This is a genomic window from Elusimicrobiota bacterium (assembly GCA_041660185.1).
Classification (GTDB): domain Bacteria; phylum Elusimicrobiota; class Elusimicrobia; order 2-01-FULL-59-12; family 2-01-FULL-59-12; genus JBAZWU01.
Genome location: JBAZWU010000001.1, coordinates 453,168 through 475,699, shown reverse-complemented (window position 1 = coordinate 475,699; position 22,532 = coordinate 453,168). Strand labels below are relative to the sequence as shown.

General features: G+C 57.4%; 22 protein-coding genes and 1 pseudogene. All 23 read left to right on the top strand.

The window, feature by feature from the left end; all coding sequences use genetic code 11:
• Positions 1–429 (top strand): dephospho-CoA kinase (coaE, locus tag WC859_02290; GenBank protein ID MFA5974979.1); only part of this gene is annotated, 429 nt, incomplete at its 5' end.
• Positions 430–611: 182 nt separating this feature from the next.
• Entirely contained in the window at positions 612–1,880 is a 1,269-nt protein-coding gene (gene rho, locus WC859_02285) for a transcription termination factor Rho (protein MFA5974978.1), read from the top strand.
• Between the two features lie 94 nt (positions 1,881–1,974).
• Entirely contained in the window at positions 1,975–2,901 is a 927-nt protein-coding gene (locus WC859_02280) for a M23 family metallopeptidase (GenBank protein ID MFA5974977.1), read from the top strand.
• 41 nt (positions 2,902–2,942) lie between these two features.
• Positions 2,943–3,170: pseudogene (rpmE, locus tag WC859_02275) on the top strand (50S ribosomal protein L31).
• Positions 3,171–3,433: 263 nt separating this feature from the next.
• Positions 3,434–4,525, top strand: a complete 1,092-nt coding sequence (gene prfA / locus WC859_02270; GenBank protein ID MFA5974976.1) for a peptide chain release factor 1 — start codon at positions 3,434–3,436, stop codon at positions 4,523–4,525.
• A complete protein-coding gene (gene prmC / locus WC859_02265) occupies positions 4,522–5,391 on the top strand; it encodes a peptide chain release factor N(5)-glutamine methyltransferase (GenBank protein ID MFA5974975.1) in 870 nt (289 codons plus the stop codon). Before prfA ends, prmC begins: the two co-directional genes overlap by 4 nt.
• Positions 5,379–6,635: a UDP-N-acetylglucosamine 1-carboxyvinyltransferase gene (murA, locus tag WC859_02260; protein MFA5974974.1), complete on the top strand. Its 1,257-nt coding sequence runs from the start codon at positions 5,379–5,381 to the stop codon at positions 6,633–6,635. The genes prmC and murA overlap by 13 nt, the downstream gene beginning before the upstream one ends.
• 228 nt (positions 6,636–6,863) lie before the next feature.
• Entirely contained in the window at positions 6,864–8,042 is a 1,179-nt protein-coding gene (gene hisD / locus WC859_02255; protein MFA5974973.1) for a histidinol dehydrogenase, read from the top strand.
• Positions 8,039–8,680, top strand: coding sequence for an imidazole glycerol phosphate synthase subunit HisH (hisH, locus tag WC859_02250; protein MFA5974972.1), 642 nt, complete (start codon positions 8,039–8,041; stop codon positions 8,678–8,680). Before hisD ends, hisH begins: the two co-directional genes overlap by 4 nt.
• Positions 8,671–9,396 (top strand): 1-(5-phosphoribosyl)-5-[(5-phosphoribosylamino)methylideneamino]imidazole-4-carboxamide isomerase, encoded by a 726-nt coding sequence (gene hisA / locus WC859_02245; GenBank protein MFA5974971.1) that lies wholly within the window; start codon positions 8,671–8,673, stop codon positions 9,394–9,396. The genes hisH and hisA overlap by 10 nt, the downstream gene beginning before the upstream one ends.
• 2 nt (positions 9,397–9,398) lie before the next feature.
• Positions 9,399–10,160 carry an imidazole glycerol phosphate synthase subunit HisF gene (gene hisF / locus WC859_02240; GenBank protein MFA5974970.1) on the top strand — a complete coding sequence of 254 codons (762 nt, stop codon included), beginning with the start codon at positions 9,399–9,401 and terminating at the stop codon, positions 10,158–10,160.
• 2 nt (positions 10,161–10,162) lie between these two features.
• Positions 10,163–10,549: a phosphoribosyl-AMP cyclohydrolase gene (hisI, locus tag WC859_02235; GenBank protein ID MFA5974969.1), complete on the top strand. Its 387-nt coding sequence runs from the start codon at positions 10,163–10,165 to the stop codon at positions 10,547–10,549.
• A complete protein-coding gene (gene trpE, locus WC859_02230; protein MFA5974968.1) occupies positions 10,550–12,037 on the top strand; it encodes an anthranilate synthase component I in 1,488 nt (495 codons plus the stop codon).
• Between the two features lie 82 nt (positions 12,038–12,119).
• The gene (locus WC859_02225) at positions 12,120–12,704 is read left to right on the top strand and encodes an aminodeoxychorismate/anthranilate synthase component II (GenBank protein MFA5974967.1); all 585 of its coding nucleotides are present in this window, start codon (positions 12,120–12,122) and stop codon (positions 12,702–12,704) included.
• On the top strand, positions 12,701–13,741 hold the full coding sequence (trpD, locus tag WC859_02220) for an anthranilate phosphoribosyltransferase (GenBank protein ID MFA5974966.1): 1,041 nt from the start codon (positions 12,701–12,703) through the stop codon (positions 13,739–13,741). The genes WC859_02225 and trpD overlap by 4 nt, the downstream gene beginning before the upstream one ends.
• Positions 13,738–14,529, top strand: a complete 792-nt coding sequence (trpC, locus tag WC859_02215) for an indole-3-glycerol phosphate synthase TrpC (protein ID MFA5974965.1) — start codon at positions 13,738–13,740, stop codon at positions 14,527–14,529. Before trpD ends, trpC begins: the two co-directional genes overlap by 4 nt.
• Positions 14,526–15,158, top strand: coding sequence for a phosphoribosylanthranilate isomerase (locus WC859_02210; GenBank protein ID MFA5974964.1), 633 nt, complete (start codon positions 14,526–14,528; stop codon positions 15,156–15,158). The genes trpC and WC859_02210 overlap by 4 nt, the downstream gene beginning before the upstream one ends.
• Positions 15,155–16,348, top strand: a complete 1,194-nt coding sequence (gene trpB / locus WC859_02205; GenBank protein ID MFA5974963.1) for a tryptophan synthase subunit beta — start codon at positions 15,155–15,157, stop codon at positions 16,346–16,348. The genes WC859_02210 and trpB overlap by 4 nt, the downstream gene beginning before the upstream one ends.
• Positions 16,345–17,157, top strand: coding sequence for a tryptophan synthase subunit alpha (trpA, locus tag WC859_02200; GenBank protein MFA5974962.1), 813 nt, complete (start codon positions 16,345–16,347; stop codon positions 17,155–17,157). Before trpB ends, trpA begins: the two co-directional genes overlap by 4 nt.
• Positions 17,147–17,983 carry an acetyl-CoA carboxylase, carboxyltransferase subunit beta gene (accD, locus tag WC859_02195; protein ID MFA5974961.1) on the top strand — a complete coding sequence of 279 codons (837 nt, stop codon included), beginning with the start codon at positions 17,147–17,149 and terminating at the stop codon, positions 17,981–17,983. The genes trpA and accD overlap by 11 nt, the downstream gene beginning before the upstream one ends.
• A 15-nt stretch (positions 17,984–17,998) precedes the next feature.
• A complete protein-coding gene (locus tag WC859_02190; GenBank protein ID MFA5974960.1) occupies positions 17,999–19,327 on the top strand; it encodes a folylpolyglutamate synthase/dihydrofolate synthase family protein in 1,329 nt (442 codons plus the stop codon).
• Complete coding sequence (locus WC859_02185; protein MFA5974959.1) at positions 19,320–20,279, top strand: ROK family protein; 960 nt, start codon at positions 19,320–19,322, stop codon at positions 20,277–20,279. The genes WC859_02190 and WC859_02185 overlap by 8 nt, the downstream gene beginning before the upstream one ends.
• Positions 20,263–22,509, top strand: a complete 2,247-nt coding sequence (locus tag WC859_02180; protein ID MFA5974958.1) for a hypothetical protein — start codon at positions 20,263–20,265, stop codon at positions 22,507–22,509. The genes WC859_02185 and WC859_02180 overlap by 17 nt, the downstream gene beginning before the upstream one ends.
• The last annotated feature ends 23 nt before the right edge of the window (positions 22,510–22,532 follow it).

The window sequence follows — 22,532 nt, the reverse complement described above, 5'->3', positions numbered from 1 at the left end:
GCCGGTCGATCCTGGGTTCGGATGGAAATCAATCGCCGAACCCTTGGAAAGCAAGTCTTTGCACATCCACATTTGAGGAAACAGCTGGAGCAGATCGTCCATCCTTATGTTATCAGGGCTTTGAAGCGCTTCGCAAAACAGCATACCGGAGTGATCGCAATGGACATCCCGCTGCTCTTGGAGACCGGGCTGAAACCCTTGGTCGACCAAACCGTGGTGGTTTACGCCACCCGGAGCCAGCAAATTCAACGGTTGTTACGCCGGAATCATCTTTCGCGCCGCGAAGCGTTGCTCCGTATCCGATCTCAGTGGCCGCTGACCCGGAAAAGGGCTTCAGCGGATATTGTCATTTTGAATACGCGTGATAAGGGATTTTTACGGCTTCAGATCAAACGTTTTATCGAACTCTTGAAAAATCGCTTGACTTGAAATAGGCGATCTGTATAATTAGGCTAGCACGAACGAAGCTTACCCGGAATTGGAATCCCAAAAACCTCTAAAGAGTTAAGACCCTGAACCAGGAACAACCTTCATCAACGCCGCCGCAACCGACGAACGGCCATCCACCGGAAGAAACGCGCAAAACAGCGTCTTCTGATACCAACCGGCAGATGGACTTGACCGTTTTGTCTAAGCTCACGATCGCGGAACTCCAGAAACTGGGCCGCGATTTGAAGCTGGAAACCCCGGTCGGGCTGCGAAAACAGGAACTGATCGCCAAGATCCTTGAAGCGCAAGCCAAGGAAAACGGGCTGATTTATGATGAGGGAGTTCTGGAAATCCTGCCGGACGGTTTTGGCTTTCTGCGCAGCCCCAACTACAACTATTTACCCGGACCGGACGACATTTACATATCGCCCTCCCAGATCAAGAAATTTGGATTGCGCAAAGGGGACACCGTAGCCGGTTACGTCCGTCCTCCCAAGGAGCAGGAACGCTTTTTTGCCCTGCTCCAAGTTAAATCGGTCAACGGCAGCGATCTGGAAATGCTCAAAGACCGTCCGCTGTTCGACAACCTGACACCCCTTTATCCGGAAGAACGCATCACCCTGGAAAATAAGAAAGACGATTTAACCACCCGCGTCATTGACCTGATTTCTCCCATCGGCAAAGGCCAGCGCGCGCTCATCAACGCCGCGCCCCGCACCGGGAAGACTATCATCATGCAGAAGATCGCCAACGCCATCACCACGAACCATCCGGAAATCGTGCTGCTGGTCCTTCTGATTGACGAACGCCCGGAAGAAGTCACCGATATGCAGCGCAGCGTGAAGGGGGAAGTCGTCTCCTCGACTTTTGATGAACCGGCCGAGCGCCACGTGCAGGTGGCGGAAATGGTCATTGAGAAGGCCAAACGTCTTGTCGAACACGGCAAGGACGTCGTGATCCTGCTGGATTCCATCACGCGTCTGGCTCGCGCTTACAACACGATTACCCCATCCAGCGGCCGCGTCCTCTCCGGCGGTCTGGATTCGAACGCGCTGCAGCGCCCCAAGCGCTTCTTCGGCGCGGCGCGCAACATCGAAGAAGGCGGCAGCCTGACGATTGCGGCCACCGCTCTTGTGGAAACCGGAAGCCGCATGGATGACGTCATTTTTGAAGAATTTAAAGGCACCGGCAACATGGAAATTTACCTGGACCGCAAGCTGGCGGACAAGCGGACCTTCCCGGCCATCGACATGGCCCGGACCGGCACGCGCAAAGAAGAGCTCCTGCTCTCGCCCGAAGAGCTGAACAAGGTCTGGATCCTTCGTAAAGTGCTTTCTTCTCTTTCACCCATCGAGGCCATGGAACTACTGCTCGAAAAGCTCTCCGCCACCAAGTCCAACAAGGACTTCCTGAAGTCCATGGAGACCTCCAGCATGGAAAAGGTTTCCTGACCGATTGCCGTCCCGCATTGACATCCTCAAAAGCATCTGTTATTCATAACGTATGAACATTGTGCGCTTATCGATCAACACGCTTCTGGCCGGCATGCTGGCGATCCCGCTGATCCGTGCGATCGAAACCTCGCTCGAAGCCTCCTCGCCCTTTTCACCCGGTTACCGGACGGATCTGCTTCTCAACCAGCCGGTTGATCGTCCGGCATTGGACCGCTTGGTCAAACTGGATCACTTGGTGATCGCTGATTATCCGGTCCGCCAGAATGAAGATCTTCCCAGCATCGCCAATCGATATCACCTCAAAGAGATTGATTATGAGTACTACAAAGAATTTTCATCTACTGTACGCAGCAGCAATGATCTGGAAGAGAATCTGGCGACCGCCGGAACAATACTGAAGATCCCTAATCACAAGGGAACTCTCTACACAGTGAAATCACCTGAATCGCTTCACGTCATCACCCCCGGATACGATGCCGGACGCAAGGGGGGGCATTCCTATGAACTCAAGGTTTTGGCCCTCAATCACTTTCCTTTGCCAAATCTTCGGGTGGATCAATATCCCTTCTTACCAGACACGGTTTTATTCCTCCCGAATGCTTTCAAACCGACTGGTTTATTAGCTCCTTTCACAGAAGGAACTAAAATTCGCTACACTTCCTCCTACGGTTCACGTCGCCATCCTATCTCTGGCGTCCGACGAGCTCATAAAGGAGTCGATTTGGCTCTTCCCTACGGACATCCAGTGACGCTATCTCGCGCAGGAACTGTTACCTTTGCTGGATGGATGGGCGGATACGGGAACATGATTGAGATCCGTCATACGTTACGCAATGGACGCATTCAGTACACCCGTTACGGACATTTATCAAAGATTCTGGTTCATGAAGGCCAACGCGTCCATTTGTATCAAAAGATTGGAAACGTTGGTTCGACGGGAAATTCGACTGGGCCTCATCTTCACTATGAAATTCGCAATGAATCCGGCACAGCCTCCAGACCTGATAAATACATGTAATTTGATATAATCCCTGCTAACAAATTCAAAAGGAATCTATTATGCGAGAAGGAATTCATCCCAATTACGTTGAATGTACGGTCGTGTGCGCCTGCGGCAACACATTTCAGACGCGCTCGACCAAACCCAGCATCCGCCTGGAAATCTGCTCCAACTGTCACCCGTTCTTTACGGGACGACAGAAGTTTGTCGATACCGCGGGCCGCGTGGAACGCTTCCAGAAACGCTTCGCCAAAACCGCCGGCGAAACCATGAAGAAGAAAGCCGAAGCGCCCAAAATGGCCAAGGGGCAAAAAGCGGGGCTTTCCAGGAAGCACATCAAAATATTAAGTTCAGCACCCATCCGCATTCCGGCGAAACCGGGCAGCGGCGGGAAAGCGTTCGCCAGCACTGCCGGCGGACGGTCGCCGGAAGGTGGGAGACCGCCGACCAAAGCTCCGGCTCCTCCCAAGGCTCATTAGCTGATTTGTTTATCAAACAGACCGCCAGATGCCTGGCGGTCTGTTTTTTACTATCCAGATGATGGGGCATCATGGAACTCACAACGCACTTAGATAAACTCCGCCAGCGGTTCGAACGGCTCGTCGACGAGCTCAGCGACCCGGCCACCGCGGCCAATCCGGCGCGCTTCCAGCAGCTCAGCCGCGAACAGGCGCGCCTGGCCCCGGTCATCCAGAAACACATCCTTTATCAGAAACTCTCCAAAGACCGGCACGGCCTTCAATCCCTTATGAAAGGGAATGACCCGGACATGAAAAAGATGGCCGAGGACGAATTGGCTCACCTGAATGTGGAGTTGACCGGCCTTGAACAGGAACTCCGGATCGCGCTGCTCCCGCGCGACCCGAACGAGGACCGCAATATCCTGCTGGAAATCCGCGCCGGGGCCGGAGGGGATGAAGCCGGGCTTTTCGCCGCTGAACTCCTTCGCCTGTATACCCGTTACGCGGAATCGCGCGGTTTCCACGTGGAACCTCTGGAAGCCAGCCCGGGGGAACGCGGCGCCATCAAGGAAGTCATTGTTCAGATCACGGGGGACGCGGTCTGGAATCATTTTAAATTTGAACGCGGCGTTCACCGGGTCCAGCGCGTCCCGGAGACGGAAGCGAGCGGGCGCGTTCACACCAGCACCGCCACCGTCGCTGTTTTACCGGAAGCGGAAGAAGTCGATCTCACGATTGATCCCGCGGAACTGCGAATCGATACCTATCGAGCCCACGGCGCTGGCGGTCAGCACATCAATAAAACCGACAGCGCTGTCCGCATCACACATCTGCCGACCGGACTGGTGGTCGCTTGTCAGGACGAACGCAGCCAGATTAAAAACCGTGCCAAAGCCATGCGGCTCCTGCGCTCCAGGCTTCTGGAACAACTTCAGGAACAGCAAAACCAGGCTCTTTCAGCGAACCGACGCAGCCAGGTGGGCACTGGAGACCGCAGCGAGAAGATACGAACCTACAATTTTCCACAGGATCGGCTCACCGATCACCGCCTGAACTCGAGCTTTCATAATCTTCCGGCTATCATGGAAGGGGAAATTGATCCTCTTATTCAAGAGCTCCGGAAGCAGGAACAGACGCAACAATTGGCTGATTTGATCGCCTCCTCAGGAGACGCGTCATGAACGTCTGCGAAGCGCTGGAGAGAACTTCCCGTTCACTGCAAGCCGCCGGGATTGCCGATGCCCGGATGGAATCGGAGTTCTTGATTGCCGCCGCTCTGCAAATCCCGAAAACCCATTTAATCTTGAACACGACCACCGCGCTGTCTGCGGAACTACAAACCTGTATCGAGCACTGGACGCTGCAGCGATCCCAGCGGCAACCGCTGGCCTACATCGTCGGTGAACAACCATTCATGGATTATTCGCTGCAGGTGAGCCCGGCGGTCCTGATCCCGCGCCCCGAGACCGAACTTCTGGTCGAACGGGCGTTACACTTTTTGGAGAGTATCCGGCATCCGGCCATTGTCGCGGATATCGGTACCGGCTCCGGCAATATCGCGATTGCGCTGGCCCGGAACCCAAAGGTGCGCCACGTTTTTGCGATCGACATTTCGTCCGAAGCGCTGGCCCAGGCTCGGGCAAACGCCGCACGCTGTGGCGTGATCGACCGCTGCCAATGGCTGCAGGGAGACCTTCTCGATCCAATCCGTAATTTTCAGGAACCGTTGGATCTGATTGCCGCCAATCTACCCTATATCCGCACCGAAGACCTGCCCGGACTCCAACCCGAAGTCCGGCAGGAACCGCCGCTCGCCTTGGACGGGGGAAAATCAGGGCTTGAGCTGATTAACCGTCTGATCGAGCCGGCACTTCAATGCCTACGGCCCGGAGGAGTTTTGTTTTTAGAGATTGGCGCGGATCAGTCGACCGACGTGGAAAAGTGCCTGCGAAAAACCGTGGGATGGTCTTCGGTTGAACTCTTTAAAGATCTGGCGGGCTGGCCCCGGATTGTTCAAGCTGTAAAGGGAGAATCATGGACATCTTAACGATTGATGGCGGCGTTAAACTCAAAGGGGAAATCACCATTTCCGGCTCCAAAAACGCCGCGCTTCCAATTTTGATCGCGACGCTCCTCTCCGATGAAGCGTGCCGGATCGAAAACGTTCCTTATCTGGATGATATCGAAACGATGATCGGGCTTTTGGTTTTCCTGGGCAAGAAAATTGTCCGGGAGGGGAACGCGGTGGTGATCACCGCCGGGCCAACGCTCTATGCCGAAGCGCCTTATGAACTCGTGCGCCGCATGCGCGCCAGCGTGGTGGTGATGGGGCCGCTTCTGGCACGGCTGGGGCAGGTCAAAGTGTCCCTTCCGGGAGGATGTGCCATCGGCGGACGACCGATCAATATTCACCTCGACGGCTTCCGCAGCCTCGGCGCTGAGATTGTTTTGGAGCAGGGCTACGTGGAGATGCACGCGGAGCATCTGCGCGGAGCCGCCATCCATTTTGATTTTCCCAGCGTCGGAGCGACGGAAAATATCATGATGGCCGCCGCCCTCAGCGAAGGGACCACGGTTTTGAACAACGTGGCCATGGAACCTGAAATCGTTGATCTGGCCAATTTCCTGAACACCATGGGAGCCCGCATTCAAGGGGCCGGGACGGAAACGATTTCTATTGAAGGCGTCGCCAAACTCCACGGCGCGGACCACACGGTGATTCCCGACCGCATCGAAGCCGGAACGTACCTGATCGCCGGCGCCATGGGACAAGGCGAACTCATCCTCCATAAGATGCAGCCGGACCACCTGGTCGCCCTGATGGCGAAACTCCGGCAAGCCGGCGTTGAAATCGAGGTGGAGTCTACCTCCGTGCGCGTCAAAGCGCCAAAGAACATACTGCCCGTGGATATGGAGACCGCGGTTCATCCGGGTTTTCCGACCGATCTCCAGGCCCAATGGATCGCGTTGATGACGCTGGCCGACGGCGTCAGCCAGGTGACGGAGCGCGTCTTTGAAAACCGCTTTATGCACGTGCCCGAGCTCGTCCGCATGGGAGCCGATATTCAAATCAAGGGCGGTAATACGGCGATTATCAAAGGGGTCTCGTCTCTTTCCGGCGCGGACATTATGGTTTCAGATCTCAGGGCTGGAGCCGCACTGGTTTTAGCGGGACTGGCGGCCCAGGGGAAAACCACCATCCACCGGGTCTATCACCTGGACCGTGGCTATGAGCACATCGAGGACAAACTGACGAAAGTCGGCGCTCATATCAAACGCTCTTCCGAGTAAGAACCTACTCCACCAGGTTGTCACCCCCGAGTGCCCCTGTCCCGTCACTTGTCGACGTTCTTAGTGGTCGGGACGGCCCCGACAATTTGATCAACAAGAGGACGGGGCTGTCGGGGGTCCATCGTGATGCGAACGACTCATTGGATCCCCCGCCAGAACCCGCGGGGGATGACGTTGAGATAGACTCTAAATTCGTGTTGTCTTTTTGATAAAATTAACACTCTACCTATGCCCGAAATATCGAATCAGGTCCGTTCCATTATTGAAGCGGTTCGCCAGCGCGGGGATAAGGCGCTTTGCGAGTTCGCTCAACGCTTTGACAAGATCCGGCTACAGCCGCGGGATCTGGTTGTTTCCGCGCGCGAGCTCAAGGACGCCAGGAAGAAAGTCTCTCCCGCTTTTCTGAAAGCGATTCAGGAATCCGCTCGCGCGATCGAATCGTTTGCCCGCGAAGAAAAGAAGCGCTTGCTCACCCAATGGACGGTGACCCAGGGGAGCGCGCGCGTGGGCCAGCTCGTGCGGGCGGTCGACAGCGTCGGTCTCTACATCCCCGGGGGACGCTTTCCCTATCCTTCGACTGTTCTGATGACCGCTATTCCCGCCCGTATCGCCGGCGTTCAGCGTATCGTCATGGCCAGCCCTCCGAAAAACCTTACACCGGAAGTCCTGGCGGCAGCGGCTTACGCTGGATGTGAAACCGTTTTTCGAGTGGGTGGAGCGGGCGCGATCGCGGCGATGGCCTACGGGACGGAACGAATCCCGCCAGTGGACTTTATTGTCGGCCCCGGCAATCCCTATGTCACGGAAGCCAAACGGCAGGTCTTCGGGCAAGTCGGTATTGATTCGCTCGCTGGCCCCAGTGAGGTCGTTATCATCGCCGACCGCACCGCACCGGTGGACGCTATTCAGGCCGACCTCTCTGCGCAGGCCGAGCACGACCCGCAAGCCAGAGCGGTCCTATTTTCCACCGATGCCGCCCTGATCACTCAAGTCAGGAGAGGCATCGACCCCTCTATCAAGAATCGCATTCACCTTTGCCGGGTGAAGAACCTCGACGCCGCCTTTGAGGAAGTGAACCGGATCGCCCCGGAGCATCTCGAACTCCTGATCGCCAAACCCGAACGGTTCCTTGCGAAAGTACGCCACGCCGGGGCGGTATTTCTCGGAACGTCTACGCCAACGGCCATCGGCGACTATGTGGCCGGGCCCTCTCACGTTCTGCCGACGAACCGTTCCGCCCGGTTCTCGAGCGGTCTTTCGGTCGCCACCTTTCTTAAACGCAGCAGCGTGATCGGTTTTAAAGCACGAAGCAGCGAGCGGTCGCGCTGGGAAGCCGCCCTGACCCTGGCGCAAACCGAAGGGATGAAATACCACGCCCGATCACTCCGCTGCCGGGTCGCGAGATGAAACCCACGATTGCTGTCGTGGATTACGGCATGGGGAACTTACGGAGCGTCCAGAAAGCCCTGGAACGGGCCGGAGCTAACGCGCTCGTGACAGACACGGCGCAGGTCATTCGCGGCGCCGCGGGTGTTGTCCTGCCGGGAGTGGGCGCCTTCGGAGAAGCCGTCAAACGTCTGAAGGCCGGGCGACTGTGGGCTCCCCTCCAGGACACGCTGGCACAGAACAAACCCTTTCTCGGTATCTGCCTCGGCCTCCAACTCCTCTTCGAGTGCAGCGAAGAAAACCCGGGTCTGCGGGGATTGGGCTTTTTTAAAGGCTCCGTCATCCGTTTTCGCGAAAAAAGCATGCGGTCTTTGAAGGTTCCCCATATGGGCTGGAACACCTTCCGCCGCGGGCCGGCAAAAACAGACGTTTGGCTAAAAGGATTGGGTTTAAACGATTATTTTTATTTCGTACACTCCTATTTTCCGCAACCCAACGATCGACAAGTGATCGCGGCGACTACGTTGTATGGGCAAACATTCTGTTCAGCGGCCGCACAAGGGAATTGCTTCGCCTCCCAGTTCCACCCGGAAAAAAGTGGCGATCAGGGTCTTCGTTTACTCCGGAACTTCGTTCACCAGGTGCGATCATGCTCGTAATTCCAGCCATTGATATTCGCCGCGGGCGCTGCGTTCGTCTCTATCAGGGAAAAGAGTCGGAAGAAACCATTTACTGGAAAGATCCCGTTGAAATGGCCACCATCTGGGAATCGCGCGGCGCGAAGATGCTGCATGTGGCGGATTTGGATGGCGCTTTCCAGGGGAAACCCGCCAATCTCGACAAGGTCGAGCGGATGAAGGCCCTGGTCAAGATTCCAATCCAGTTGGGAGGCGGTATCCGAGACATGGCAGCCATCGAAGCGGCGATCGCCGCCGGCGCGGACCGCGTGATCCTGGGAACCGTTGCTGTTTATAACCCGGCCCTTGTCAAACAGGCGGTGGAACGCTTCGGACCGGCGATCGCCGTGAGTATCGATGTGGCCGAGGATTTTGTGACCGTGGCGGGCTGGAAAGAAATTTCCAGTATCCGTTTCGTGGACCTGGCGCAACGGATGAAGGACCTGGGCGTCATGCGGTTTCTGTTTACGGACACGCGCAAGGATGGAACGCTGACCGGCCCCAATATCGCCGGCATCAGAGAGTTCCTGGCCGCCGCGACTCCGGTTCCCGTAACCGTTTCAGGAGGCATCAGCAGCGTAGACGATTTGGTTACGCTCCGAGAGTACGAGAACCAGGGACTCTCCGCGGTGGTGGTCGGTAAAGCGTTGTACGACCGGAAATTTACTCTTCAAGAAGCTCTCCGGGTGACTTCCTAGAGATGCTGGCCAAACGCATTATTCCGTGTCTGGATGTGGATGCAGGCCGGGTGGTCAAAGGCACCCGGTTTTTAAATCTGCGGGATGCCGGCGACCCGGTTGAGCTGGCCAGACGCTATGACCGCGAGGGGGCGGATGAGCTGGTCTTTCTCGACATCACCGCTTCTGCTCAGAAACGCCCCATCCTCTTGAACGTGGTGCGCCAAACAGCGGAACAGGTATTTATCCCGCTGACCGTCGGGGGCGGCCTTCGGACGCTCGAGGACATCCGGGCTCTCTTAAATGCCGGAGCGGACAAGGTGTCTCTCAATACCGTCGCCGTGCAGCAGCCCTCGATCGTCTCTCGAGGGGCCAGACGCTTCGGCTCTCAATGCATCGTCGTCGCCATTGACGCGAAACGACGACCCGGACGCGCGGCTTGGGATGTGTATATTTACGGCGGCCGAAAAAACACCGGTCTGGATGCCATCGCCTGGGCCCGGCGCGTGGAGAAGCTGGGAGCCGGAGAGATCCTTTTGACGAGCATGGACCGGGACGGGACACGGGCCGGCTACGACCTGGAGCTGCTCTCCCGTTTAAGCCGCGCCGTCCGGATTCCGGTGATTGCCAGCGGAGGGGCCGGAACGTTGAACCATTTTTACGAAGCGTTTGCGCGCGGGCGGGCGGATGCGGCGCTGGCCGCCTCGCTGTTTCATTTGCGCGAGCTCAAGATCCAGGATTTGAAGCGCTATCTCCATAAGAAAGGAATTCCCGTAAGACTATAACCATGAATCTCTATAAGAATCTCAAATTTGACGACAAAAGACTCATCCCCGTGGTCGTTCAAGACGCCAAAGACGGAACGGTTTTAATGGTTGCCTACATGAACAAGGAAGCGGTCCGGCGCACCGTGCGCCTGAAGAAAAGCGTCTTCTGGAGCCGCTCGCGTCAGTCGTTCTGGCTCAAAGGGGAAAGTTCCGGCAATATTCAAAAAGTTAAAGAGATGCGGATTGATTGTGACGGGGACTGCCTGCTGGTCAAAGTCGAACAGATCGGTCAGGCGGCCTGCCACACGGGCCATCGCTCGTGTTTCTACCGAAAAGTCATGCCGGGCGACCGTCTTCAGGTGACCGGGAAACCTGTCTTTGATCCAAAAAAAGTATACGGACACTAAATGACAACACCTTCTTTACAAGACTTTAAACGCCTTGCCCGGCGCTGCAACGTGATCCCGCTCAGCCGGGAGACCCTCGTAGACCGGGTCACGCCCGTTTCAGTCTATGAACGGTTAAGCCGGGGAGAAGACCATTCCTATCTCCTGGAAAGCGTGGAAGGGGGCGAACGTTTCGGCCGCTATTCCTTTGTCGGCACCCGCCCGCACGCGCTCTTCACCTGCCGGGAGTCCCGTCTGACGTTCAAAGAAGGGCCGCGCTCCCGGAGCTGGACCACATCCAATCCGGTGCAGGACATGAAAAAACTGTTTTCCCAATACCGGGCCCCTGATTTGCCCGAACTGCCGTTGTTCTGGGGCGGAGCGGTCGGCTACTGGGACTACGACACCGTTCGATTCTTCGAGCGGTTGCCCCGCAAAAACGCCGACATCCTGGGCTTCCCCACGGGAGCTTTTCAATTCTCCGGAGACCTGGTGATCTTTGACCGCCTTTCGCAGACGGCCCGTGTGATGACCAATGTTTTTATTCCGGAAAAAAGGCCTTCGCAGCAGACGCTTGAGCGTCTTTACCGGGAAGGCCTGCGCGCGTTGGACCGCCAGATGAAACGCATTCATGACCGTTCCGACCCGCGCGCCACATCCAGGCCGTCAAAAATCGGGGCTCCGAAACCGCTGGGTTCCCGAAACGATTATGAAACCGCGGTACGGAAAGCCAAAGAGTATATTCGAGCCGGGGACATTATCCAGGTGGTTCTCTCCCAACGCTGGAAGATCGAACCCAGCGCGCCTCCTTTTGAGGTTTACCGGGCGCTGCGCACGGTGAATCCGTCACCTTACATGTACTACCTGCACTTCCCTGATTTCGACATCGTGGGATCCTCTCCGGAGATCCTGGTCCGGAAAGAGGGAAATCAGGCGGTCACACGACCCATCGCCGGCACACGGCATCGCGGCGCCTCACCCGAGGAGGACGCTGGCTTAGCCGAAGAGCTCCTCAAGGACCCGAAGGAACGGGCCGAGCACCTGATGCTCGTCGATCTGGGACGCAACGATTTAGGCCGCGTCTGCGAGCCGGGCTCTGTGCGCGTGCCGGAACTCATGACGATCGAGAACTACTCCCACGTGATGCATCTGGTCTCGTCGGTCTCCGGGCGTCTGCGGAAAGACGCCAATGCCTTTGATCTCTTTCAAGCCTGCTTTCCCGCCGGCACGCTTTCCGGCGCGCCCAAGATCCGGGCGATGGAGATTATCGAAGAACTCGAACCGGACCGCCGGGGCCCCTACGGCGGCGCGGTCGGGTACTTCTCCTACAATGGCAATATGGATATGGCGATCACCATCCGGACCCTCGTGTTCCGCGGGAAAACAGCCTACATGCAGGCGGGCGCCGGAATCGTTGCGGATTCGGTACCGGAGAACGAACAGCGGGAGTGCGAACAGAAAGCCGCTGCGCTTTTTACCGCCATTCAAAAGACACGGGAACTTTCATGACCCATTCGATTTCACTCAGGGTCATGGTGAGCCCTTCGACTATGCTCAGTGTGGTGAGCTTGTCGAACCACGGAGTCGAACCATGATTGTAGTCATCGACAACTACGATTCCTTCACATACAACCTCGTTCAGTACCTCCAGGAAATGGAGGAGAGCGTGCAGGTCTTCCGGAACGACGCGATCACCCTTCGGGGAATCGCGCAGCTCGACCCGTCCCACCTGCTGATTTCACCCGGTCCCGGCGATCCGACAACCGCCGGCATTTCCATCGAGGCCATCCGCCATTTTGCCGGACGTATTCCTGTACTGGGTGTCTGCCTGGGCCATCAGGCTCTGGGCTATGCCTATGGCGGCAAGATCGTCCGCGCCGCGCGTCTCATGCACGGCAAGACCTCCCCGATTCTCCATGACGGCCAAACGCTTTTTCGCCGGATGTCCAATCCCTTTGAGGCCACACGCTACCACTCCTTACTCGTCGAACGGGACAGCCTGCCGTCGTGCCTGCAGATCAGCGCCTGGACCAAAGAAGGCGAAATCATGGGCCTGCGCCACAAACAGATCCCGGCGCTCGAAGGCGTTCAATTCCACCCCGAGTCGATTCTGACGACGGAGGGGAAACAACTGCTGGCTAATTTTCTAACGCTGAAGACCCCCAAAAAGCAATGACCTTCGCCCAAGCCCTTCAAAAAATCGCCGGCCGGCAGTCGCTCTCGCGCGAGGAAGCGCGTCAGAGCATTCAAGAACTCATGGAGGGAAAAGTGCCTCCCGGACAGATCGCCGGCTTTCTCATGGCGCTGCGCGTCAAAGGGGAAACCGTCGATGAACTCACCGGCGCGGCCGAAGCCATGCGCGCCGCCGCGATCCGCGTCCACTGCGACGCCCGTCCGATCGTTGATACCTGCGGGACCGGTGGGGACGGCCAGTGTTCATTCAATCTTTCTACAGCAGCGGCGTTCATCGCCGCCGGAAGCGGCCTGACCGTGGCCAAGCACGGCAACCGTTCGGTGTCTTCCCGTGCCGGCTCAGCCGATGTCCTGGAAGCGCTGGGACTTCCAGTCGAAAGCAACACCAAAATTGCCGAGAAGTGCTTGCGGGAAATCGGCCTGGCGTTTCTTTTTGCGCCGTCGTTTCATCCCGCGATGCGGCACGCGATGCCGGTCCGCCGAGAGCTGGGCGTACGCACGATCTTCAATTTACTTGGACCGCTGACGAACCCGGCCAACCCGCACGTCCAGCTGATCGGGGTCTATGATCCGGCTTGGCTCAAACCGGTCGCGGAAGTCCTCGTTCAACTGGGAATCCGCGAGGGAGCGGTGGTTCACGGGCAGAGTCATGATGAGATGGTTCTCTCCGGCCCCACACAAGTGGCTGAAATCCGGAATGGCTCCGTCACGCTGACCGAGTGGCGCCCGGAAGATTTCGGCATCAAAACCCGGCCTGGGCAGGAATTGAAGGGGGGAAGCGCGGACGAGAACGCGAAAATCCTTTTAGCCATTCTGCAGGGCGAACCGGGTCCGTATCGGGAGGCGGCCTGTCTGAATGCGGCGGCGGTCATTGCGGCGGCGTCCCGCTTCACGAATGGGGCCCAGGCGTTGTCGCTTCCGGAAGCTTATGAAGCCGCGACAGCGGCGATCGACCGCAAGCAAGCCCTGGGTAAATTGGACGCTTTACGCAAACACCTGCGAAGGGCCGGCGCCCGATGAGTGATTTTCTCAATCACATTACAGAAGAAACGCAGAAGCGCGTGGACGCTCTGAAGCTGTCCCACCCGCTCTCGTCGCTCCGCCAACGTGACCGCTCCGATCCGGTCCGATCTTTCGGAACGTCGCTCTGGCGTTCCCGGGGCGTCAGCCTGATTGCGGAGCTCAAGCAGGCCTCGCCGTCCGCCGGCCTGATTCGAAAAGAAAATGACATTGAGGGCCGCCTGAAGGCTTATGAAAAAGGAGGCGCCTCAGCCCTTTCGATCTTGACGGAGGAATCGTATTTTCACGGATCGCCGCAGCTGCTCGAAGTGGCCCGTCTGGCTACGCGCCTGCCGCTTCTGAGGAAAGATTTCATCGTCGACCCGTACCAAATCCCCGAATCCCGGAGCCTGGGGGCCGATGCGATCCTGCTGATCGTCGCCATCCTCTCCGGTTCCCGGTTAAAGGATTTTCTTCAAGCCACTCAGGAAGCGGGGCTTGACGCCCTCGTCGAAGTCCATGACGAACAGGAGCTCGACCAGGCTCTTTTGGCCGGTGCGACGCTTTTGGGAATCAACAACCGGAACCTCCATACGCTGGAGGTGGATCTCCAGACCACCGCGCGCTTAATTCCGAGAATTCCCTCAAAGGGTTGTACAATTGTCGTCGAGAGCGGCATCCAGGCGCCGGATGATCTGAAAAGAATACGCGACTGGAGAGCCCAAGCTGTTCTGATCGGGGAAACGTTGATGCGGGATCCTCATCCGGAAGACCTGGTCCGGCGATTTGTCGAGGTCGGTCAATCATGATCAAAGTGAAGATTTGCGGGATTACCAATTCGCAGGACGCCCTGTGGGCGGCGAACTTAGGCGTGGATTACATCGGGCTCAACTTTTACCCGCAAAGCCCGCGTAAGGTGTCGCTGAAATACGCCAAAGAGATGGCGGCGCAAATCCCGCCTTTTGTGACGGTGGTCGGGCTTTTTGTCGATGAACCGCTGGAGTCCTTAACGAAATTCGTCCAGAAGGTTCCGCTGAAGGTTGTGCAGCTCCACGGCCAGGAAACACCGGAGTATTGCCGGAGCGTGAAAGCGCTGGGCGTTAAAATCATCAAAGCGTTGGCGATCGAGAAACCGCTCGAAGCCGCGGAGCTTTCGCCCTATGAGGGTGTTGCGGATTTCTTCCTGTTTGATCACAAGACACCGGAGATGCCCGGCGGAACCGGCGAAGCGTTCAATTGGGAGTGGCTGCAGAATGCCTCTTTTCTGACGAAGCCCTGGTTCCTTGCCGGAGGGCTGAACGCCGACAACATCGCGCAGGCGATCAAACAACTCCATCCTCCGGCGGTCGACGTCTGCAGCGGGGTTGAGCGCACGCCCACACGAAAGGATTACGAAGCGATGAAACGTTTCATTCAAACAGCAAGGGCCGCCAAATGAAGCATCCGTCTCTCCCGAATCGGCGAGGCTACTTCGGTTCGTTCGGCGGACGATTCGTCCCTGAAACGCTGATGACGCCTCTTCTTGAGTTGGCGAAAGCGTATGACCAGGCCCGGCGCGATCCCGCTTTTCAAAAAGAACTTCGCGGCTACCTGCGGACGTACGTGGGTCGCCCGACCCCTTTGATGTTCGCCCAGCGTCTGAGCCAGAAACTGGGGCGCGGGCGGATTTATCTCAAACGGGAAGACCTCTGCCACACCGGCGCCCACAAAATCAATAACGCGCTGGCGCAGACGCTGCTGGCCAAGCACCTCGGCAAGACACGCGTGATCGCTGAAACCGGCGCGGGCCAGCACGGCGTGGCCACCGCCACCGCCGCGGCGCTTCTGGGTTTGCCTTGCGACGTCTACATGGGAGTAGAGGATATCGAACGCCAGTCCCCGAATGTGTTTCGCATGGAACGGCTGGGCGCGCGCGTTATCCCCGTAAAAACCGGAACCCGTACATTGAAAGATGCTATCAACGAAGCCATGCGGGACTGGGTCACCAACGTTCAATCAACGTTCTACGTGATCGGCTCGATCGTGGGGCCTCACCCGTATCCGCAGATGGTGAGGGATTTTCAATCCATTATTGGCCGGGAAGCTCGAAAACAGATTTTGGAAGCCGAAGGACGCCTTCCGAACGTCTTGACCGCCTGCGTCGGCGGGGGTTCGAACTCCATCGGGCTTTTTCATCCCTTTTACAAGGACCGAAGCGTCAAAATGATCGGGGTGGAACCCGCCGGGCGCGGGCTGAACACCGGTCAGCACGCGGCCTCTCTGGCGAAGGGCCGTCGGGGTATTCTGCACGGAGCGTTCAGTTATCTGCTTCAGGATAAACACGGACAGGTTATGGAAACGCACTCGATTTCCGCGGGCCTTGATTATCCCGGCGTGGGACCGGAGCATTCGTTTTACAAAGACTCCGGACGCGCCACTTATGTTTCAGCGGATGACAAAATGGCGCTCGAGGGATTTGATCTTCTCTGTAAAACCGAAGGCATTCTGCCGGCGCTGGAACCCGCGCATGCGATCGGCTATCTGAAGGTCTTGGCGCGAACGCTGAAACCGAAGGATATCGTGATTCTGTGCCTGTCGGGCCGGGGCGACAAAGACATGCCGATTTTAACGAAGGTGTTCTCCTCATGAACCGCATCGACAAGACGTTTCAGCAGCTGAAAGCCAAAGGCCGCAAGGCCCTGATCGGTTACGTCACCGCCGGCTTTCCGAACAAAAGCAGCCTGAAACGCCTGATTCCGCTTCTGGAGGAGGCCGGTCTGGACCTTCTGGAACTGGGTGTTCCGTTTTCCGATCCCATCGCGGACGGCCCGACGATCCAGCGGGCCTCCCAGGTGGCGCTTTCGAACGGCGTGACGCTGGAGTGGATTCTTGAAACCGTCCGGGAACTCCGTTCCCGGGTAAAACTGCCGATCATTCTCATGTCGTACAGCAACCCCGTCTATGCCATGGGAGTGGAACGCTTTTTCCAGAAGGCGCAAGCCAGTGGCGTGGATGGATTGATTGTCCCGGATATGATTCCGGAAGAAGCGGCGCTTTTCAAACCCGCCCAGTCGCACGGGGTTCACCGGATCTATCTGGCGGCTCCCACAACCCCTTCGGAGCGCATCCGGATGATCGCGCAGGCGACCCGCGGCTTTCTTTACGTGGTGTCCCTCACCGGCGTGACGGGCGCCCGCTCCGCGCTGTCGCCGGGGCTTTCAAGATTTTTGAAAAAGGTTAAAGCGATCAGCCGCCAGCCGGTCGCGGTTGGATTTGGCTTGTCAACGCCGGCACACGTCAAGGCCGTGGCCCCGTACGCCGACGGCGTCATCATCGGATCAGCGCTCATCAAAGAGATCGAAAAATCCAAAAGCAATGGTTTTGCAGGCGCGGTGCGGTATGTTCGTTCCCTGCACAAGGCCTTAAACGCAAAGGAGAGAACGACCCATGCCTCTTGAACCTTCGCCCCGTAGCAAGAAACCGGTCCCGGCCGGCGTCTGGACGAAATGCGATAAATGCGAGCAGATCATCTACAACAAAGAGCTGGCGGAAAACCTGAAGGTCTGCCCAAAATGCGGCGCGCATTTCCGGATGAGCGCACGGGAACGCATCGCCATTCTTTTCGACGAAGACAGCTTCAAGGAGTTCGGCGAGAAAATCATGCCGGTGGATTCTCTTGGGTTTGCCGATATCCAGCCGTATGCAGAACGGCTCCAGCAATCCCAGAAAAAAACCGGACAGACGGATGCCTGCGTCGCCGGCGAGGCGACCATTGACGGGCGTCCCCTGGTCGCTGCCCTTCTCGATTTTGACTTCATGGGCGGCAGCATGGGGAGCGTGGTCGGGGAAAAAGTGACGCTTGCGATTGAGCGCGCGCTCAAAGCCCGGGTTCCGCTCCTCGTCGTTTCCGCGTCCGGCGGCGCGCGCATGCAGGAATCCATCCTGTCGTTGATGCAGATGGCCAAAACCAGCGTGGCCCTGGCCCGTTTGGATGCGGCCGGCCTTCCGTTTATCTCGCTGTTGACCGACCCGACGACCGGCGGCGTGACCGCCTCCTTCGCCATGCTGGGGGATATCATCCTGGCAGAGCCCAAAGCCCTCATCGCCTTCGCCGGCCCCCGCGTGATCGAGCAGACCATCCGCCAGCAGCTGCCGAACGGTTTCCAGCTGTCGGAATTTCTTCTGGATCACGGCATGATCGACGTCATCGTTCCGCGCGCCCAGCTGAAAAAGTTCCTGGGCGATCTACTGGCTCATTTCCAAACTCCCACCGGCGCCGCCTAACGGGATGATGACGCGATGAGTGATCAGGCCTTTAGTCGACAATTGAACCGCCGCGGCCTATTTCGGATCCGGCCGGGACTCGAACGCATCCGTGCCGTTTTGCGCGAGCTGGGTGATCCGCAGAAAAAAGGGCGGGTGATCCATATCGCCGGCACAAACGGCAAAGGCTCCGTGGCGGCCGCGCTGGAATCGGTTTTGCGCGCCGCCGGCTACCGCACCGGACTTTACACCTCGCCGCATCTCGTTGACCTCACGGAACGTATTCGAATGAACGGTGAACCCATTTCCAGCGCGCTTTTCCTGAGCCTGGCCGCTCAGGTGCAGGCGGCGGAGAAATCCTGCCGGTGCCGGCTCACGTATTTTGAGTTCGTGACCGCGGTCGGTTTTCTGGCTTTCGACCATAACGCCGTCGATCTGATCGTTCTGGAATGCGGACTGGGAGGGCTCTGGGACGCGACCAACACCGTCGAGCATCCGCTGGCCACCGTCATTACCTCCATTGGGATTGACCATCAACAATGGTTGGGGAGCAACGAGCGGGCCATCGCTCTTCAAAAAGCAGGCATCCTGAAACATGGGGTGCCGGTCATCTCCGGTGTACGAGGAGGCGGGCACATGGTGATTGCCAGGCAATCCCGCGAAAACCTCTCATCGCTTTCCCAACTGGATCGGGATTTTGGAACCGAACAGGGACCCGTCTTATGGCGCCAGGGCCGGCAACAACTTCATTACTGGAGCAAGGACGGGGCGTCTTGTCCCTTTCTTTTTGGCCTGCTTGGATCTCACCAGGCGGACAACGCCGCTGTGACTCAGCGAACACTGGAGATGGTGCAGAAACAAGGGTTTCGAATACCATTGAAAGCCATCCAGGACGGACTTCAGAACGTGCATTGGCCGGGGCGTTTTGATCTGATCTTTCGAACGGATGGTTGCCCAATCCTTTTTGACGGTGCTCACAACCCCGCCGCCATGAGAGAATTTCTTCATACGCTGCAAGAATCACCTTTCAGAAACACCCAAAAGAGCTTCGTATTCAGTACTTATCGAGACAAAGACTACCGAACAATGGCTGCGATGATTCAACCCATGGCCGAATCTATTTATCTCTGCTCGTTGCCCGGTTCCAGAGCCCTTCCGATGAGCGATCTTCGAAAAGCGTTTAAGAAAGGCTTGGCGCGCCTTTCCACTCACAAAACATCTGCAGACGCTTTTGATCATGCGAGCCGGGAAACACCGTACGATGGGTTGCTCGTGGTCACTGGTTCTTTGGCTTTAGTAGGACAATTGATTAAACCTTGGATTAATACAAAGAAATCAACCGTTTTGGAGGCGGACTATGCCTAAAAAGTTAACGCTCGGCATCGATCTCGGCGGCACCGGTATTAAACTAGGGCTGATCACGCACACCGGTGAAATTATTAATTCTTTCCGCTTTTCGACTCCCTCAAAGCGGGATGCGAAGGAAGTCATCAATCAAATCGCCGGACACGCGCGGGAACTCATCGGCACCGCCGGAAACGCCAAAATCTCAGGGATCGGCATCGGCGCTGCCGGAGACGTGGCCCCGGAAACCGGCGTGGTCCGGATCTCGCCGAACCTCGGATGGCACAATGTCCCGCTGAAAGCGCTTCTGAGCCGCCGGTTGAAATATCCGATCGTCGTTGAAAATGACGCCAATGCCGCGGCCTGGGCGGCCTACGTAGTGCAGGCGCGGCGAAAAATTCGCCACCTCTTATGCGTCACCGTTGGGACAGGGATCGGCGGAGGTATTGTTCTCAACGGAAAACTCTACCGGGGAGCCACCGGTACGGCCGGAGAAATCGGCCACATGACGCTTTTCCCGGAAGGACATCCCTGCAACTGCGGCAACCGAGGGTGCCTCGAACGCTACATCGGGGTGAAAGCCATGGTGCAGGAAGCTAAGCAAGCCATCGCGTCCGGAAAGACGTCGTTGATCACCAAACTCTGCGAGGGAGACCACTCGAAAATCGATCCGCTTCTCATCGAGCAAGCGGCAAGCCAGGGGGATGCCCTGGCGATTCATATCTGGGAACAAGCCGGGGAACGCCTTGGAATAGCGCTGGCGTCTCTGGTCAACATCCTGAATCCTGAATGGATCGTGCTGGCGGGAGGCCTTTCGCGCGCCGGAAACCTGCTGCTCACGCCCCTGAAGCGGACCATTAAAAAACGAAGCTTCCCGGTGCCGGCCTCTACCGTGCGCATCGTCATTTCAGACTTGGACCAAGATTTGGGAATCGTCGGTGCCGGGCTGGTGGCGCATGAGATGTCCGCTTAATCATTGCACGGGGCGCAACAGCGTACCGATCGTCCTGGCCCTGTTGTCTTGGTGCATCCCCGCCTTCGCTTTTAACGCCCATCAGCCGTTCGATATCTCGGCCGACCTGATTGACTTTGTCGACGCCAGCGAACAAATCACCGCCGAGGGACACGTGGTGGTCGTTCAGACCAGCTCAACCCTTTCGGCCGACTTCCTCCGATATGACCGGGTCCATCAACGTCTGCAGGCACGAGGACATGTCATTCTTCGGGAGAAAGACTCCCTTCTGGCCGGGGATGTGATGGATTACGATTTGATGTCGGAAAAAGGAACGACGAGCAACGCCATTGGATACGGTTCTCCCTGGCTTTTTCAGGGCGCCAACTGGGAAAAAGACAAGGATTACTATGCGGGTCGGCAAACGGCTTTCACCAGCTGCGAACTCATCGATCCGCATTATCATTTGCGTTCCAGCCGCGTCCATCTGGTTCCGGACCGCCTCTTCTGGGCCTGGAATAACATCGCTTATGCCGACCAGGTGCCTGTGATGTACTCGCCCTTTGTGTACAAATACCTCGATAAGCGCCGCGTCACCTTCCAAGCCCAGCCGGGGAACGACAGCGCGAACGGAACCTTCGCGAAGACAACGACCACGATGCGTTTCACGGATGATGTCTACGATAAGATTTTATTCGACCATTACGATATCGCCGGCAACGGCGTCGGCAATGAACTGACTTATCAGTCGCCGGGTAAACTGAAGGGTTCTCTTTTTGGTTACTACATTGATCCGAAGGGCAACCCCGAACAGGTGGGCTCGCCCAGGGCCCCGCAGTATACGATCCGCAGCTACCACTGGCAGCAGCTCTCCCCGACGATTAGTCTTCAGTCCAATGTGAACCTCCGCAAAAATGTTTCCTTCAATAATCAGTACTTTGCGCAGGACATTAATCAGTCGGTGAATGACATTATCAGCTCGGTCGCCCTGACGCGTTCTAAGGAGAAAACGAGCCAGCGCCTGGTGGTTGAAAACCTGCAATCCCCGGATCCCGGAGATAACGGCCTTTTCGCTGAGACCCACGTGCAGAAGGCGGCGCTTCCCCGTTTTGATTTCACGCTTTTCCAGATTCCGCTTTGGAACGAGGGAACCCAACAAGCCCCGGGCGCAGCCGCCTCGACCTCAACAGCCCTCGCGCCCTCCACCACAACCGTTCTGGCCGCTCCGCCCGGAAAACACATTGGTCCCGTGATGTTCAACATGAATTCAACCATCGGGAACACGTACTTAAGGCAGGATGAAAAAATACATACCCACATGGATCATTCGTTTACGTTGACGGAATCCATCCCGCTCTCGCGGAAGTGGAACCTGACCGCCGCCGTGGTCCCTCAGCTGCACTGGCAGGACAAACGGGACCCGGCTCCCCGGCCGCCGGCGGGTTCGACGACCACCGTCATTCCGACCGGCTTGTTCCGCGGGTTTCAAGGACGCGCCGGAACCAATGAGACGCTTCGCTACCGGCCCTTCTCTTCCCTGACGCTGGATCAGACCTACAACCTGACCGCGCGCCTGGCGCCGAACGGAACAGCCCTGGACCGCAAGCTGGCCGATGGAGGCATCGAAACCCATCATCTGAACTGGCTGGCCTATTTGCGGCCTTCGCGGGCCCTCTTGTTCCGAAGCTATTCCGGCTACGATCTGCGCCGGCTGGCGGATGAGGATCCCAACGCTTACCGTCAACGCCGCGTGGATCCATGGACAACCGAAATGACGCTCACACCCCTTCGTTCCACCGTGGAGTATTTTGCCCGCTATCAGCTCAACTACCATCCGATCCGCACGTCGCTCTGGGAAGCATCCGCCCGCTACAGGGGGATGTACCGGACAATTATGGAGACCAGTCTGCTTTACAATCGCGGGCAGGCGGGTGTGCTGACGTGGAATAACACCCTGGGATTTTATCTCAGTCCCGGCTGGCGGGTGGATACGTCCCTCAATTCCTTTGTCCCCGCGTCAAGCTTAGAGAAAGCGACGCGTCAGAGCTCCTCGTTCGGCTCCGAATTTATCGTGAAACGTGACATGCATTGCTGGCAGGCGCAGTTTATTTACCGCAATCGTCCTCCCTATTCCCGGGAATATTCCATTCTGTTCGATCTCAAATTCGGCCCCAAATCCGCCAAAGACATCGCTGATAAAGATCTCGAAGCCCAATTCTATCCCTGGCGCGCCGGCGCGTGGGCGCGGTAGCCAGAAGGAGTCCTTTTTAGTAA

What these genes read in the sequence shown, in the direction of transcription:
- rho (MFA5974978.1), top strand. Translation starts at nt 612, where the DNA reads ATGGACTTGACCGTTTTGTCTAAGCTCACGATCGCGGAACTCCAGAAA.
- WC859_02280 (MFA5974977.1), top strand. Translation starts at nt 1,975, where the DNA reads ATGCTGGCGATCCCGCTGATCCGTGCGATCGAAACCTCGCTCGAAGCC.
- prfA (MFA5974976.1), top strand. Translation starts at nt 3,434, where the DNA reads ATGGAACTCACAACGCACTTAGATAAACTCCGCCAGCGGTTCGAACGG.
- prmC (MFA5974975.1), top strand. Translation starts at nt 4,522, where the DNA reads ATGAACGTCTGCGAAGCGCTGGAGAGAACTTCCCGTTCACTGCAAGCC.
- murA (MFA5974974.1), top strand. Translation starts at nt 5,379, where the DNA reads ATGGACATCTTAACGATTGATGGCGGCGTTAAACTCAAAGGGGAAATC.
- hisD (MFA5974973.1), top strand. Translation starts at nt 6,864, where the DNA reads ATGCCCGAAATATCGAATCAGGTCCGTTCCATTATTGAAGCGGTTCGC.
- hisH (MFA5974972.1), top strand. Translation starts at nt 8,039, where the DNA reads ATGAAACCCACGATTGCTGTCGTGGATTACGGCATGGGGAACTTACGG.
- hisA (MFA5974971.1), top strand. Translation starts at nt 8,671, where the DNA reads ATGCTCGTAATTCCAGCCATTGATATTCGCCGCGGGCGCTGCGTTCGT.
- hisF (MFA5974970.1), top strand. Translation starts at nt 9,399, where the DNA reads ATGCTGGCCAAACGCATTATTCCGTGTCTGGATGTGGATGCAGGCCGG.
- hisI (MFA5974969.1), top strand. Translation starts at nt 10,163, where the DNA reads ATGAATCTCTATAAGAATCTCAAATTTGACGACAAAAGACTCATCCCC.
- trpE (MFA5974968.1), top strand. Translation starts at nt 10,550, where the DNA reads ATGACAACACCTTCTTTACAAGACTTTAAACGCCTTGCCCGGCGCTGC.
- WC859_02225 (MFA5974967.1), top strand. Translation starts at nt 12,120, where the DNA reads ATGATTGTAGTCATCGACAACTACGATTCCTTCACATACAACCTCGTT.
- trpD (MFA5974966.1), top strand. Translation starts at nt 12,701, where the DNA reads ATGACCTTCGCCCAAGCCCTTCAAAAAATCGCCGGCCGGCAGTCGCTC.
- trpC (MFA5974965.1), top strand. Translation starts at nt 13,738, where the DNA reads ATGAGTGATTTTCTCAATCACATTACAGAAGAAACGCAGAAGCGCGTG.
- WC859_02210 (MFA5974964.1), top strand. Translation starts at nt 14,526, where the DNA reads ATGATCAAAGTGAAGATTTGCGGGATTACCAATTCGCAGGACGCCCTG.
- trpB (MFA5974963.1), top strand. Translation starts at nt 15,155, where the DNA reads ATGAAGCATCCGTCTCTCCCGAATCGGCGAGGCTACTTCGGTTCGTTC.
- trpA (MFA5974962.1), top strand. Translation starts at nt 16,345, where the DNA reads ATGAACCGCATCGACAAGACGTTTCAGCAGCTGAAAGCCAAAGGCCGC.
- accD (MFA5974961.1), top strand. Translation starts at nt 17,147, where the DNA reads ATGCCTCTTGAACCTTCGCCCCGTAGCAAGAAACCGGTCCCGGCCGGC.
- WC859_02190 (MFA5974960.1), top strand. Translation starts at nt 17,999, where the DNA reads ATGAGTGATCAGGCCTTTAGTCGACAATTGAACCGCCGCGGCCTATTT.
- WC859_02185 (MFA5974959.1), top strand. Translation starts at nt 19,320, where the DNA reads ATGCCTAAAAAGTTAACGCTCGGCATCGATCTCGGCGGCACCGGTATT.
- WC859_02180 (MFA5974958.1), top strand. Translation starts at nt 20,263, where the DNA reads ATGAGATGTCCGCTTAATCATTGCACGGGGCGCAACAGCGTACCGATC.